Annotated in this window: 13 protein-coding genes; 5 read left to right on the forward strand and 8 right to left on the reverse strand. The window is 37.1% G+C overall.

Going from position 1 to position 13855, the window contains the following annotated elements:
- On the forward strand, nt 1-546 hold the full coding sequence (locus ACXAGS_RS07110; protein WP_474905761.1) for an acyl-CoA thioesterase: 546 nt from the start codon (nt 1-3) through the stop codon (nt 544-546).
- Here ACXAGS_RS07110 and pgl read toward each other — a convergent pair.
- Nucleotides 543-1253, reverse strand: a complete 711-nt coding sequence (gene pgl, locus ACXAGS_RS07115) for a 6-phosphogluconolactonase (protein ID WP_474905763.1) — start codon at nt 1251-1253, stop codon at nt 543-545. The genes ACXAGS_RS07110 and pgl overlap by 4 nt on opposite strands.
- A gap of 12 nt (nt 1254-1265) precedes the next feature.
- Nucleotides 1266-2801, reverse strand: coding sequence for a glucose-6-phosphate dehydrogenase (gene zwf / locus ACXAGS_RS07120; protein WP_474905764.1), 1536 nt, complete (start codon nt 2799-2801; stop codon nt 1266-1268).
- Nucleotides 2802-2910: 109 nt separating this feature from the next.
- On the opposite strand from zwf, the gene gndA reads away from it, so the two are divergent.
- Nucleotides 2911-4320, forward strand: coding sequence for an NADP-dependent phosphogluconate dehydrogenase (gene gndA / locus ACXAGS_RS07125; RefSeq protein WP_474905766.1), 1410 nt, complete (start codon nt 2911-2913; stop codon nt 4318-4320).
- 67 nt (nt 4321-4387) lie between these two features.
- Here gndA and carB read toward each other — a convergent pair whose 3' ends face one another.
- Both carB and rpmH read right to left on the reverse strand, forming a co-directional pair.
- Nucleotides 4388-7240, reverse strand: a complete 2853-nt coding sequence (carB, locus tag ACXAGS_RS07130; RefSeq protein WP_474905768.1) for a carbamoyl-phosphate synthase large subunit — start codon at nt 7238-7240, stop codon at nt 4388-4390.
- A gap of 101 nt (nt 7241-7341) precedes the next feature.
- Nucleotides 7342-7500, reverse strand: coding sequence for a 50S ribosomal protein L34 (rpmH, locus tag ACXAGS_RS07135; RefSeq protein WP_002669412.1), 159 nt, complete (start codon nt 7498-7500; stop codon nt 7342-7344).
- 267 nt (nt 7501-7767) lie between these two features.
- Between rpmH and ACXAGS_RS07140 the strand changes: the two genes are divergently transcribed.
- Together ACXAGS_RS07140 and ACXAGS_RS07145 are read left to right on the forward strand one after the other, a co-directional pair.
- Nucleotides 7768-8523, forward strand: a complete 756-nt coding sequence (locus ACXAGS_RS07140; protein ID WP_474905771.1) for a DUF6263 family protein — start codon at nt 7768-7770, stop codon at nt 8521-8523.
- A gap of 4 nt (nt 8524-8527) precedes the next feature.
- Nucleotides 8528-9043, forward strand: a complete 516-nt coding sequence (locus tag ACXAGS_RS07145; protein WP_080318549.1) for a hypothetical protein — start codon at nt 8528-8530, stop codon at nt 9041-9043.
- A 31-nt stretch (nt 9044-9074) separates the two neighbouring features.
- Here ACXAGS_RS07145 and ACXAGS_RS07150 read toward each other — a convergent pair whose 3' ends face one another.
- Together ACXAGS_RS07150 and ACXAGS_RS07155 are read right to left on the reverse strand one after the other, a co-directional pair.
- Complete coding sequence (locus ACXAGS_RS07150) at nt 9075-10031, reverse strand: lytic transglycosylase domain-containing protein (RefSeq protein ID WP_474905772.1); 957 nt, start codon at nt 10029-10031, stop codon at nt 9075-9077.
- A 44-nt stretch (nt 10032-10075) separates the two neighbouring features.
- The gene (locus tag ACXAGS_RS07155) at nt 10076-10708 is read right to left on the reverse strand and encodes an alpha/beta hydrolase (RefSeq protein ID WP_474905773.1); all 633 of its coding nucleotides are present in this window, start codon (nt 10706-10708) and stop codon (nt 10076-10078) included.
- A gap of 202 nt (nt 10709-10910) precedes the next feature.
- On the opposite strand from ACXAGS_RS07155, the gene ACXAGS_RS07160 reads away from it, so the two are divergent.
- On the forward strand, nt 10911-11204 hold the full coding sequence (locus tag ACXAGS_RS07160) for a GNAT family N-acetyltransferase (protein ID WP_474905774.1): 294 nt from the start codon (nt 10911-10913) through the stop codon (nt 11202-11204).
- 31 nt (nt 11205-11235) lie between these two features.
- Here ACXAGS_RS07160 and mtaB read toward each other — a convergent pair whose 3' ends face one another.
- Nucleotides 11236-12564: a tRNA (N(6)-L-threonylcarbamoyladenosine(37)-C(2))-methylthiotransferase MtaB gene (gene mtaB / locus ACXAGS_RS07165; RefSeq protein ID WP_474905775.1), complete on the reverse strand. Its 1329-nt coding sequence runs from the start codon at nt 12562-12564 to the stop codon at nt 11236-11238.
- 76 nt (nt 12565-12640) lie between these two features.
- On the reverse strand, nt 12641-13816 hold the full coding sequence (locus ACXAGS_RS07170; RefSeq protein WP_474905776.1) for a GlmU family protein: 1176 nt from the start codon (nt 13814-13816) through the stop codon (nt 12641-12643).
- Between the last annotated feature and the right edge of the window lie 39 nt (nt 13817-13855).

Here is a 13855-nt window from a genome sequence, read left to right on the forward strand (position 1 = left end):
ATGAAAAAATATAAATCGGCCAAAGAATCTCAAGTTTCAATAACAGAACTTATGCTGCCTTCTCATTCTAATTTTGGTGGGAAAGTACATGGTGGGCACATTCTTAATTTAATGGACCAAATAGCCTTTGCATGTGCTAGCAAACACTCCCAAGCTTACTGCGTAACCGCAAGCGTTAATAGAGTAGACTTTTTACAGCCCGTAGAAGTAGGCGAATTGCTTACCTTAAAAGCCTCTATAAACTATACGGGAAACACCAGTATGGTGGTTGGGGTGCGTGTAGAAGCAGAAAATGTAACTACCGGAGTGGTTAAACATTGTAACTCTTCCTATTTTACCATGGTAGCCAAAGGTGACAATGGTAAAAATTTAAAAGTTCCCGGACTTATTATCAAGAATAAACAAGCATTACGCCGCTTTGCACGAAGTATAGAACGGAAAATGGCCATGTTTCAAAGAGATACCAAGTTTGACGATAAAAACTTTAAAGTAGAAGAATATCTAGACCAACTAAAGAAAGAAAATATAAAGCTAGCGCTGGACTAAAGTCCAGCAGCTGCTTCTTTATCTAAGAACCAAAGTAAGGAGCCAGATTTGGGTTGTACCAACGCAGCAGGATACTGTTTATAGCCTTCTTTTTCTTGGTGTATAATGGCTACCTTTTCTTCTTTAGCCGTTCCCGTAACTAAAAAGGCAACTTCTTTAGAAGCATTGATAACTGCACCGTTTAAGGAAACTCTTTTTTGACCAGAATCTGGATGTGTAGCCACTACGCAATGGTCTTCTGCATGCCATAGGTCTATTTCATGCGGAAAAATAGATGCGGTATGCCCATCGTCTCCCATACCCAAAATAATTAAATCGAATTGCGGTACACCTTCTACCCTATCTAAATTTATTTCTAATAAGTTGGCATAACGCATGGCTTCGCCTTTAGGGTCATTCTCCCCTAATACTCGGTGTATATTCTCTTCCGGAACATCAATTTTATCAAACAAATGTTCTTTGGTCATTTTATAGTTGCTTTGTTCATCCGTTGGCGGCACGCAGCGTTCATCACCCCAATAAAAGTGAACATTTTTCCAATTTATGGTATCGCCGTAGGTATCAGCTAGAGTATCAAATACAATCTTAGGGGTACTACCACCAGAAAGTGCCACGTGAAAAGATTTGTCCTCTTTGGTTTTTTTGGCAAAATAAGCCGAAAATTCCGTCGCAACAGCTTGTTTGTCCCCGTATATTTTTACTTCCATTTCTTTAAATACTTAACAAATTACACAATAACCGGGGTCGTCCGTTAAATGCGGACCCGGATTACGCCACTCACCAATACCGTCAATTAAATCGTGAGAATTCTCTGGTCCCCAAACTCCAGCTGCGTAACCGTACATGCGTACATCTTTACCTTTTTCCCAATAATCTAAAATTGGGTCTACAAACTCCCAAGCAGCTTCTACTTCATCGGCACGGGCATATAAGGTAGCATCGCCTTGCATAGCGTCTAAAATTAAACGCTCATAGGCTTCCATTACATAAGTTTCTGCTAAACTAGAATAGTAAAAATCAAGATTGGCACGCTCTACTTTAAAGCCTTGGCCAGGGACTTTAACTCCAAATTTTATCAATATACCCTCGTCTGGTTGTATACGGATAATCAGCTTATTATCCCTATTTTCCATCCCAGAATCCTTAAAAATCTGATGGTGTGGGGTTTTAAAATGAATTACCACCTCGGTTACCTTTGTTGGCATTCTCTTAGCGGTACGCACGTAGAAAGGCACATCTTTCCAGCGCCAATTATCTACAAAAAACTTAACTGCGGCAAAAGTTTCGGTAGTAGAATTTGGGTCTACACCTTCCTCTTCCCTGTAACCTTTCACTTTCTTCCCATCTATGGTAGATGCAACGTATTGGGCTCTTATGGTGTTTTCATATAACTCATCTTCGGATTTCATAACCCGCATAGATTTTATAGCCTTTACCTTTTCGTTCCTAATATCTTCTGGTGCGTCGCTAATTGGTGGTTCCATTACCACTAAGGATACAATCTGTAACAAATGGTTTTGGAACATATCACGCAAAGCACCAGATTTATCGTAATATCCTCCTCGTTTTTCTACCCCTACACTCTCGGCATTCGTTATTTCTACGTGGTGAATATAATTTCGGTTCCAAAGTGGTTCAAAAATGCTATTTGCAAAACGGGTTACCAGTAAATTCTGTACGGTTTCCTTACCCAAATAATGATCTATACGGTAAATTTGATGCTCTTTAAAAAATTGCTGTAAACCCGTATTTAATTGTTTTGCGGTTTCTAGGCTGTAACCAAATGGCTTTTCTACTATTAAACGTTTCCAACCATTATTCTGAGTATTCATACCTGCATCCGCCAAGCGTTGAGCTATGGTCTCGTATAAAGTTGGGGGCGTGGACAAATAATAGATAATATTGCCAGAGGTATTGTATTTTTTCTTTAGGTCTTCTACCCTTTTTCGTAATCGAGTATAATCGGTATCATAAGACCCCCCTAAATCCTCATAAAAAAACTTATTGGAAAAAGCCTCTATTTTATCCTTATCCAATTTTTCTAATTTCTTTTCTAAATAAGTGCTTTCGGTCACCACTTTTTTCCTAAAAGCAGTGTCTGTCATATCACTTCTACTAGCACCTAAAACCACAAAATTCTCAGGTAAATGCCCAGACAGGTATAAATTAAAAAGGGAAGGAACTAATTTTCTGGCCGTTAGGTCGCCAGACGCCCCAAATATTACAAGAATTTGATTTTCTGTTTTTTTCGCCATTACAATTACCCTTTATTTGAGGGAGACGAATATAACGTTTATTTTAGGTAAAGATTTATAGAATTCACTTACTTAGCAATGTCTTAACAGACACAATAAGATATGTAATATGACAAACAAGTATGATTTTGGGCTGGTGGGCTTAGGTGTAATGGGACGTAATTTTATCCTAAATGTTGCCGATAATGGTTTTACCGCTTACGGAAACGATTTGGACTCAGAAAAAGTTGAAGCGTTAAAGCAAGAAGGAGGCGATACGGCAAAAGTTGACGCCAGCACAGACGCTAAAACTTTTGTTGCTGCTTTAAATACACCTAGAAAAATAATGTTATTAGTGCCGGCAGGTAAAATTGTTGATAACGTAATTGAAAGCCTTTTGCCTTTATTGGATAAGGGAGATATAATAATTGATGGTGGAAATTCTTTTTTCACGGATACCGATCGCAGGGAAGCTTATTTAAAAGAAAAGGGTATTAATTTTTTTGGTGCTGGGGTTTCCGGTGGTGCTAAAGGAGCACGAAAAGGACCAAGCATTATGCCAGGTGGAAGCCAAGAGGCCTACCAACATGTAAAACCTATTTTTGAAGCTGTTTCTGCCAAATATAATAATGAACCATGCGTTGCTTATTTAGGACCTAAATCTGCAGGGAACTACGTAAAAATGGTTCATAATGGTATTGAATATGGTTTAATGCAACTAACTTCTGAGATTTATGATCTGCTTAAAAAAGCGGGTAACCTAACTAACGAAGAATTGCACCAGACGTATGCAAAATGGAATCAAGGTAGATTGCAATCCTTTTTGGTAGAAATTACCTCAGAAATTTTTGCTCAAAAAGACACCGAAACAGATGGTGATTTGGTAGACCAGATTTTAGATAAAGCAAAGCAAAAAGGTACCGGAAAATGGACATCACAAAATGCAATGGATTTGGGTATTCCCGTACCAACCATTGATATTGCCGTAAGTATGAGGGAGATTTCTGCCTTAAAGGCAGAACGAACCAAAGCAGATGAACTTTACGATAGACCAAGCCCTGAGGAGGTTATGAAAAAAGCCTTGATTGAGAAGGCAGAAAATGCATTATACTTTGCCTTTATCATGGCTTATGCCCAAGGCATGCACCAATTGGCAGATGCTAGTAAAGAATATGGTTATAACCTTAACCTTGGCGAAATTGCCAAAATTTGGCGGGCGGGTTGTATTATACGTGCTGGTTTATTAGCTGATATCACGGAAGCATTCCAAGCCAATCCAGAATTACAAAACCTATTGTTGGCACCAAGCTTTATAGAGAAAGTAAAAGGATCTGTGAAAGCTACAAGAGAATTGGTAGCCTATGGTGCTACAAATGGTATTCCTTTACCTGGATTGTCTAATTCGCTTACCTATTTTGATGCTTATACCTCTGAACGCTTACCGCTAAACTTAATACAAGCACAGCGCGATTATTTTGGTTCACATACCTACGAACGTTTAGATAAAGAAGGTATCTTCCATACGGAATGGGAAGCATAAGTTACATAATATAAAACTAAAAAAAGCCCCGTGATCCGGGGCTTTTTTTAGTTAAATTCTATTCTTGTTACTTACTCAAGTACATTTTTCTTCTTGAATATAAGTTGTAGAATTCATCATCTTTTAAACTATCTATAAACAAGATGCTTTCTCCCGTACTTTTCATTTCTGGGCCAAGGTTCTTATTTACATTAGGGAATTTATTAAAAGAGAAAACAGGTTGCTTAATAGCATACCCATCTAGCTGCGGATTAAAATTAAAGTCTTTCACTTTTTTATCGCCCAGCATCACTTTAGTAGCATAATTTACATAAGGTTCTCCGTAGGCTTTTGCAATAAACGGTACCGTTCTAGACGCTCTAGGATTCGCTTCAATGATATAAACGGTATCATCTTTAATGGCAAATTGAATGTTGATTAAACCGACCGTATTTAAAGCCAGAGCTATTTTTTTAGTATGGTCTTTAATTTGCTGAATTACAAACTCACCCAAATTAAAAGGTGGTAAGGTAGCATTAGAATCCCCAGAGTGGATACCACAAGGTTCTATGTGCTCCATAATACCAATAATATATACATCTTCACCATCACAAATGGCATCGGCTTCTGCTTCTATAGCTCCATCTAAATAATGGTCTAACAACAACTTATTATTTGGAATTTTACGAAGTAAATCTACTACGTGTTGCTCCAAATCCTCCTTGTTAATTACAATCTTCATCCCTTGGCCACCCAATACATAAGATGGTCTTACCAATAACGGAAACCCTAATTCATCTGCCAAGTCCAGAGCTTCATCTGCTGTTTCTGCAGTACCAAATCTTGGATAGGGAATATTATTGTCTTTTAATAAAGTTGAAAAGCTACCTCTATCTTCTGCCAAATCTAAAGATTGGTAACTTGTTCCAATGATATTAACACCGTATCGGTCTAATTTTTCTGCCAATTTTAAAGCAGTTTGGCCACCTAACTGTACAATTACCCCTTCTGGTTTTTCATGTAAGATAATATCGTAGATATGCTCCCAGAAAACTGGTTCAAAATACAGTTTATCCGCAGTGTCAAAATCTGTGGAAACCGTCTCTGGATTACAGTTGATCATTATAGTCTCATAGTCACACTCTGCCGCGGCTAATACTCCATGTACACAACAATAATCAAACTCTATACCTTGCCCAATACGGTTTGGTCCAGAACCAAGAACTACAATTTTTTTACGATTGGTAACCTCACTATCATTGGCCACATAACTTACGCCATCTTTAGATTGGATTTCTTCTTCAAAGGTGGAATAATAATAAGGTGTCATAGCCGTAAACTCTGCTGCGCAGGTATCTACCAATTTATAAACCCTATTAATATTTAGTTCCATTCGCTTCTTATGCACTTCACTTTCATAACAATCTAGCATGTGGGCTATTTGCCTGTCTGCAAAACCTTTTTGCTTTGCCTCTAATAAAAGTGATTTTGGCAAGCTTGCAATTGTATATTGCGCTATTTCTTGCTCTAATTGGTGTAGCTCTTCGTATTGTTTTAAGAACCACATATCTATTTTAGTTATTTCATGTATGCGTTTAAGTGGAATACCCAACTGTATAGCATCATAAATAACAAACACACGGTCCCAACTAGGCACGGTAAGTTTTTGGATTATGGTTTCATAATCTTTGTACCCTTTACCATCGGCCCCAAGACCATTTCTTTTAATTTCTAATGATTGTGTAGCCTTGTGCAATGCCTCTTGGAAAGAACGGCCAATACCCATAACCTCGCCTACGGATTTCATCTGTAAACCCAATGTTCTGTCAGAACCTTCGAATTTATCAAAATTCCATCTAGGTATTTTTACGATTACATAATCTAAAGTTGGCTCAAACAAGGCCGAAGTTGACTTTGTAATTTGGTTGTCCAACTCATCCAAAGTATAACCAATTGCCAATTTAGCGGCTATTTTAGCAATAGGATAACCGGTAGCTTTTGAAGCTAGTGCGGAAGATCGGGAAACCCTTGGATTAATTTCTATAGCAATAATCTCTTCTTCTTCATCCGGACTTACCGCAAACTGTACGTTACAACCACCAGCGAAATCGCCTATACTTCGCATCATTTTAATGGCCATATCGCGCATTTTCTGGAACGTACGGTCAGATAAGGTCATTGCAGGAGCAACAGTTATGGAATCTCCAGTATGGATACCCATAGGGTCCATATTTTCTATGGTACAGATAATAACAACATTATCATTTTTATCCCTTAAAAGCTCAAGTTCATATTCTTTCCACCCCATCATGGCCTTATCTATCATAACCTCATGAATTGGAGATACTTCTAGACCATGGCTTAAAAGTCCATCAAATTTTTCTGGTTCGTATACTATGGATGCACCCGCACCACCAAGGGTGAATGAAGCCCTTATTACCAAAGGAAAACCAAATTCCTGGGCAATTTCCTTACCTTTTAAAAAAGAGGTTGCCGTTGCCTGTGGAGCCATGCCTACGCCTATTTTAAGCATTAACTCACGAAATTTTTCACGGTCTTCCGTAATATTTATAGCATCTATATCTACACCTATGATTTCTACGTTAAAATCCTCCCAAATACCCTTTTCATCTGCCTCTATACAAAGGTTAAGGGCTGTTTGGCCACCCATAGTTGGTAAAACAGCATCTATATTTGGGTGTTTTTTTAAAATTTCAACTATTGATTTGGTGTTCAACGGTTTTAAATAGACATGATCCGCCATTGAGGGGTCTGTCATAATAGTAGCAGGATTACTATTTATCAAAATCGTTTCTATACCATCCTCTCTTAAAGAACGTAAAGCTTGCGAACCAGAATAATCAAACTCACATGCTTGTCCAATAATGATGGGACCTGAACCAATAATTAAAATGGATTTTAAATCTTTTCTTTTAGGCATTCTTCTAAGGGTATTTTTTTAAATCGTTAAATATAGGTCAAAAAAAAGGTGCTAAACTGAAACAGTAGCACCTAATAATTTATAAGTTATCGACAAACATATTATTTCTTGTGTCGAGGTTCTGAAGAAACAGTTAATTTTTTTCTTCCTTTGGCTCTTCTTCTAGCAAGTACTTTCCTACCGTTAGCTGTAGCCATACGCTCTCTAAAACCGTGTTTATTTCTTCTTTTTCGCTTTGAAGGCTGAAATGTTCTTTTCATTTTATCTTTATTTTAAACCAAAGGCGTCTTAAAAATTCTGGGCGCAAATATACAAAGACTTTTTGCTCTTGCAAACCCTTTCTAAAAAATGTTTGTATTAGTTTTGCCGTACTAACCGTATAACTAAATATGATGCTAAAACGCCAATTATTTCTTTACTTATTAGGAGTACTAACTTGTTTAACAAGTACTTACAGCCAAACACTACTAGAATACTCCCTAAAACCTGGCCAAATTTATAAAATTAAACAAGAGGCCAAACAGCAAATGGAGCAAAAAATTGAAGGCACAACGCATGAAATTTCGAATGAGTTGGGCGGAATTTTTCAATTTAAGGTTCAAGAAAAACTAGCATCTTCCTATAAAATTGAAATGCAATTTTTAGAATTTAAGATGAAATCTACCTCTAACCTACAAGGTGTAATGATGGAAGTAGATACTAAAAACCCAACCGTAGGTGACGAAATGACGGCTAAAATTTTTGACGCTCTTATTGGTACGCCATTACAAATGGAGATGACAACAGCCGGAAAAATCATTAGTGTTACCGGAGGTGATGCCCTAATAGATAAAATGGCAGCGGCAACTGGCTTGGACCAAGCTACACAAGAAATCATGAAAGGCTCTTTAAGAAAAGAATTTAGTTCTGAAGGTTTAGCGCAAAGTTTTGAACAAATGACTTACATATACCCTGGACAGAAAAAAGCAGAGGGAGATCAATGGAACACCCTGTTTAGTGGTAAAATTAACGCAGATAATTTGTGGACCTTGGAACAAGTAGATGGTAAAATGGCATCCATAATTGGAACGGCAGAAATTACCATGCAGAACCAGGATGCCAATTTAATTTTAGAATTAGCAGGCAACCAAGAAATTGTACTACAATCCGATTTAACCAGTGGTTTTTTAACCAAGATGATGGTACAGGGTACTGGCGAAGGCAAATCAATTATGGCCAGTATGGGTATGGAAATACCAACTACGTTAACACAAACAATTACTTACGAATTAATTACAGATTAAATATATGTTCAACAAAAACATCAAACTTGTTTTAGCCGCATTGGTTATTGCTTATGCAGTATATCAATTTATTGAAGGAAACATTGGAAACGGTATTGCATTGCTACTCCTTTCTTCCATGTTTATATTCCTTTATTTTAGAAACGAAATCATATTAATGTCTTTTCTAAAAATGCGAAAACAAGATTTAGAAGGAACAGAAAAATGGCTGTCTAAAATAAAAAATCCAGAAGCGGCCTTGGTAACCAAACAACAAGGTTATTATAACTATTTACATGGAATAATCTACTCGCAAAGAAATCTTACGCAAGCAGAAAAATATTTTAAAAAGGCTCTTAAGCTTGGCTTAAACATGGATTATGACGTAGCCATGGCCAAATTGAGCCTTGCAGGTATTGCTATGCAAAAAAGGAGAAAAAGAGAAGCTACTACTTTACTACAAGAGGCAAAGCGATTGGACAAAAACAATATGCTTACCGAGCAAATAAAAATGATGCAACAACAAATGAAGAAGATTTAATCTTCTTCATTTGTCGTAGACACCTATATTCTTAGTTTAGGTCTCGGTAATACCCTTTATTAGGAATCTCTACAATATATTTTTTCCTAGAAGAATTATTTAAATGTGATTCTCTTAACCACGGGTTATGGCGCTTTAATATCTTGTAATTTATTTCATATAAGCCTGCAAAATCTGCCCAATTGGTCACCGCTGTATCTACTTCTACCTTAAACGTAGGCACTTGGGTATAGTAATCTTCTTTTTCTAATTGAAAACCATATTTTTCTGGACTAGACAGGATTTCTTTGATGGCCATAATTCTAAATACGTACCTAGCGGTTTCTTGCCCTAACAACAAATCGTAATAATTATCTACCTGTTGCATTTTTAAATACTTTTGAATTGCACCTGGGCCAGCGTTGTAGGCAGCAGCAGTTAAGGTCCAAGACCCAAAACGATTTTTCCATTTATTAAGATAATCACAAGCAACCTGTGTACTTTTTTCTACATGATAACGCTCATCTACGTTATCATTAACTTCAAGACCGTACTCTCTGCCTGTTGCCCTCATAATTTGCCAAAAACCGGTTGCGCCAGCAGGACTTACAACATTCTGCAAACCACTTTCTGCAACAGCTAAATATTTAAAATCATCCGGAACGCCGTTTTTGGCCAATATTGGCTCTATAATCGGAAAATATTTCTTGGCTCTCTTCATTAACAATACTGCATTACTCTGCCAATAAGTGTTCACCAAAAACTCTCTATCCACACGCTCCATAACCTCTGGGTCTAAAAGAGGAGCAGCCTCGCCCGCAAAGTTTAAATCTTCTGGAATGTCAATGGCCGTAATTTGATAGGTTTCGGCCACATTTTTGTCATTCTCCTTTACAACAGATTTTTCAGTTAACACTGGCTCTTCATGCTGTTGTTGCACTGCATAGACCAAAGTGCCCAAAACAAATACAAAACCAATTACTGCCAATACATTTTTCAAATACTTCATAAGCTGTTTTAAATTTTGAGGAAAGATACTATGAAAACAATTATTTATTCCAAAATTAACTTAGGTAAATGTTCGTTAAACCATTTAGCCCTATAAATAATCATGGTGTGCTTACCATTATTAACTGTAATACACTCCTTTATATTGTCTATAGGAAAAACATTGTCTAATTCACCATGAATGTGTATTACATTCTTGGGCGGCTGGGTCTGCTTCCAATTAACAATTTGATGTATGGCCCAATCAATATAAACTTTGTCCCTAACGTCCAAGTAAATTTCATACAAAGACAAACGTTTGTTCACCTTTTCGCCAAAAGCGTATTTTGCCAATAATTCTACATTATTGACTAAACCGGTAGGCAAAAGCTTGTGTATTCTTGTATACCTAGCAAAGTGCATTCGTTTGGGCATTTCAAATTTACTTTTGATACTAGATATAATAATTACCTTTTTAAACTTTTTATGCTTGGCCATTTCTTGTACCAGCATACCACCAAAAGAAACACCTATTAAAACAGGGTTATCATGAACAATTGATTCATTTACTACTTTGGCATAGTCTGCTAGCGTATCTCTTGGATTTGGAACGTGCCATTTTAAATAGTGAAGAGTAAATACTGTTGGGTCTAGTTTTAAATTTTCGAAAATTGCAGGGCTTGCAGCCATGCCAGGCATTAAATAAACGTGAATTTTAGTAGGGCTCAAATGGTCTAAGTACTGTATTTACTAGGAATTTAATGATAATTTAACTAACTTTACACTTTGTTCCTTTAAGACTTTAAATAACTATTAAAGTAGGAATTTTATAAACATAAGACAATTCTTACGATGTTTTTTTTCGTTTAACTGTCTTTAACACACGTAAACCAATAACTACATGATGGAAATGGAGATTAATGACAACAGTTTCTTACGCCAGTTTGAAACTACGGTTGATGGACACCTTGCCAAAATTGAGTATTCTTCTCAAGAAAGAAAAGTTTTCTTGACAAAATTAGTGATACCAGAAGGGGTAACTCAAGAAGGTTTTAAGGAAAACTTCATCAGAGCCGTTTTGCACCATTTACAAGAACAAAATCTCCGTGTGGTGCCAACAAGCCCACATATTGCCGGGTTTCTAAGAAAAAATAGGCAATACAAAGAAATGCTTCCAGTAGGCATTAGAATATAAAAAATTTTACCCGGCTCTTCAGCCGGGTTTTTTATGCTGTCTCTTTTTGTGCTACAAATTCAAAACGCACCAAACCATCATCATCTATACAATCCAAAACCACTTTATGTAACTGATTTACCAGAGTTGGGTTCCATGGCGCCTTTACCTTTACATAATTTTCCGTAAAACCATGTATGTAACCCGCTTTGTTTTCGCCTTCAAATAGAACCGTTCTTTCTGTTCCTAATTGACTTTCATAAAAAGCCCTACGTTTTTTAGCGGATAAACCCCTAAGCATTTTACTACGTTTACTTCTTACCTTTTTGGGTACAACACCGGTCATTTCCGCAGCCACCGTATTATCTCTTTCAGAATAGGTAAACACGTGTAAATATGAAATGTCCAAATCGTTTAAAAAATGGTAGGTCTCTAAAAAGTCTTCATCTGTTTCTCCAGGAAAACCAACTATTACGTCTACCCCGATACAAGCATGCGGCATAACCACTTTTATTTTACGAATCCGTTCTTGATACAAATTGGTTAAATATCGCCTGCGCATTAATTTTAATACCTTATCGCTGCCACTTTGCAGTGGTATATGAAAATGAGGTACAAATGCATCGCTTTCAGCAACAAAATCAATGGTTTCGTTCTTTAATAAATTAGGTTCAATAGAAGAAATACGCAATCTGTGAATACCTTCTACTTGGTCCAAGGCTTTTACCAGTTCAAAAAAAGTATGTTCGTGTTTTTTATTACCAAACTCACCCTTACCGTAATCTCCAATATTTACGCCGGTCAATACAATTTCCTTAATGTCTTTTGAAGCTATTTCCGCAGCGTTGTTCAAGACGTTTTCTAGGCTATCACTTCTAGATATACCCCTGGCCAAAGGTATGGTACAATAGGTACATTTATAATCACAACCGTCTTGTACTTTTAAAAAGGCACGTGTTCTATCGCCTATGGCATAGCTACCCACATAAAAGTCGGCCTCATTAATTTCACAGGAGTGCACCTCACCTTTATCGTTTTTAGACAAATCATTAAGGTAGTCTGTAATCTTAAATTTCTCTGTAGCTCCAAGCACTAAATCTACCCCATCTACAGCTGCCAACTCCTCTGGTTTTAATTGTGCATAACAGCCAACGGCAACCACAAAAGCCTCTTGGTTAACTTTCTGCGCTTGTTTAACAATAGTCTTAAATCGTTTATCTGCATTTTCGGTAACGGAACAAGTGTTTACCACGTAGATATCTGCCTTTTCCGTAAAATCTACCCTATCAAAACCTTCTTCCTCAAAATTTCTAGCAATTGTAGAAGTTTCAGAAAAGTTCAATTTGCATCCAAGTGTATAAAAAGCTACTTTCTTCTTCATTACCGGTCTAAAAATTGGGCTGCAAAGTTACAATTTTAGCTTTACAACTCAGTATTGGAATAAAATGGCACAGTGATTATTCCTTACGCCATTTTTTTGTTTGTTCAAAAATGTACTCATACATATCTTGCTCAACCTTATCAAAAGGAATATTTCTTCTACCCATCATAGCCGTAGCCGTTTCAAAAGCCTTATTAGTCCTATATGTAGTAAAACCAGCGGCGCCTCCCCAACTAAAACTTGGCACAAAGTTTCTTGGAAACCCCGTGCCAAATATATTGGCATGTACACCTACTACTGTTCCTGTATTAAACATGGTGTTTATACCAGACTTGCTATGGTCTCCCATCATTAAACCACAAAATTGGAGCCCCGTATGAGCAAAGCCTTCGGTATTATAGTCCCATAACCTTACAGGAGCATAGTTGTTTTTTAAATTGCTAGTGTTGGTATCTGCTCCTAAATTACACCACTCTCCTAAAACGGAATTTCCTAGATAACCCTCGTGCCCTTTATTGGAATAGGCAAAAAGTACCGCATTATTCACCTCTCCTCCTACTTTGCAGTAAGGACCAAATGTGCTAGGGCCATAAATTTTAGCGCCCATTTTTAGCAGGGCACCTTCACCCATGGCTAAACCGCCGCGTATAAGGCATCCTTCTAAGATAGTTGCATTTTTTCCAATGTAAATAGGCCCGGTTGACGCATTTAACACACTACATTCTACGGAGGCACCCTCTTCCAAGAATATTTGATCTGGATTAAATATCGTATTAGTACTTGAAATAGGCTGGCTAACCCTGTTTTTGGTAAGCAAATCAAAATCTTGCTGAATAGCTTTTGCGTTCTTGGAGAATATATCCCAAGTATTTTTTACGATTATATCCACACCCTTGGCGGCTGTAGAAGTATAATTAGATAAACTAAAGGGTTGCTCCAAGCTATTGGTGGCGTAGGCAACAACCTCACCATCTAGCAGTAATGCCTGCCCTAACTCCAAGTTTTTAATAGTATTTACTAATTCTAGTGTTGGTAGGTAGCTGGCAGTAATTATTATGTTATAATCCGTTGTGGTTAAAGGAAATTTTTGCGATAAGTAATTATCCGTTAAATAACTTACCCCCTGCCCCAAGTGCTTCTCCCACTTTTCTGCTATAGTTAGAATACCTAGACGTATACCAGCAACTGGCCGTGTATAGGTAAACGGCAACAAGGCATCCTTGTATTCGCCATCGGTTAAAATAAAGTTCATGTTATGTTAGTAGTTTAATTCTGCGTAAAAATAAAAAAC

Source organism: Croceivirga sp. ABH4_376, assembly GCF_056160685.1.

Coding starts and splice junctions, on each gene's coding strand:
- ACXAGS_RS07145 (WP_080318549.1), top strand. CDS start 8,528: ATGTTCAACAAAAACATCAAACTTGTTTTAGCCGCATTGGTTATTGCT.
- mtaB (WP_474905775.1), bottom strand. CDS start 12,564: ATGAAGAAGAAAGTAGCTTTTTATACACTTGGATGCAAATTGAACTTT.
- gndA (WP_474905766.1), top strand. CDS start 2,911: ATGACAAACAAGTATGATTTTGGGCTGGTGGGCTTAGGTGTAATGGGA.
- ACXAGS_RS07140 (WP_474905771.1), top strand. CDS start 7,768: ATGGAGCAAAAAATTGAAGGCACAACGCATGAAATTTCGAATGAGTTG.
- ACXAGS_RS07150 (WP_474905772.1), bottom strand. CDS start 10,031: ATGAAGTATTTGAAAAATGTATTGGCAGTAATTGGTTTTGTATTTGTT.
- ACXAGS_RS07160 (WP_474905774.1), top strand. CDS start 10,911: ATGATGGAAATGGAGATTAATGACAACAGTTTCTTACGCCAGTTTGAA.
- carB (WP_474905768.1), bottom strand. CDS start 7,240: ATGCCTAAAAGAAAAGATTTAAAATCCATTTTAATTATTGGTTCAGGT.
- zwf (WP_474905764.1), bottom strand. CDS start 2,801: ATGGCGAAAAAAACAGAAAATCAAATTCTTGTAATATTTGGGGCGTCT.
- pgl (WP_474905763.1), bottom strand. CDS start 1,253: ATGGAAGTAAAAATATACGGGGACAAACAAGCTGTTGCGACGGAATTT.
- ACXAGS_RS07110 (WP_474905761.1), top strand. CDS start 1: ATGAAAAAATATAAATCGGCCAAAGAATCTCAAGTTTCAATAACAGAA.
- rpmH (WP_002669412.1), bottom strand. CDS start 7,500: ATGAAAAGAACATTTCAGCCTTCAAAGCGAAAAAGAAGAAATAAACAC.
- ACXAGS_RS07155 (WP_474905773.1), bottom strand. CDS start 10,708: ATGCCTGGCATGGCTGCAAGCCCTGCAATTTTCGAAAATTTAAAACTA.
- ACXAGS_RS07170 (WP_474905776.1), bottom strand. CDS start 13,816: ATGAACTTTATTTTAACCGATGGCGAATACAAGGATGCCTTGTTGCCG.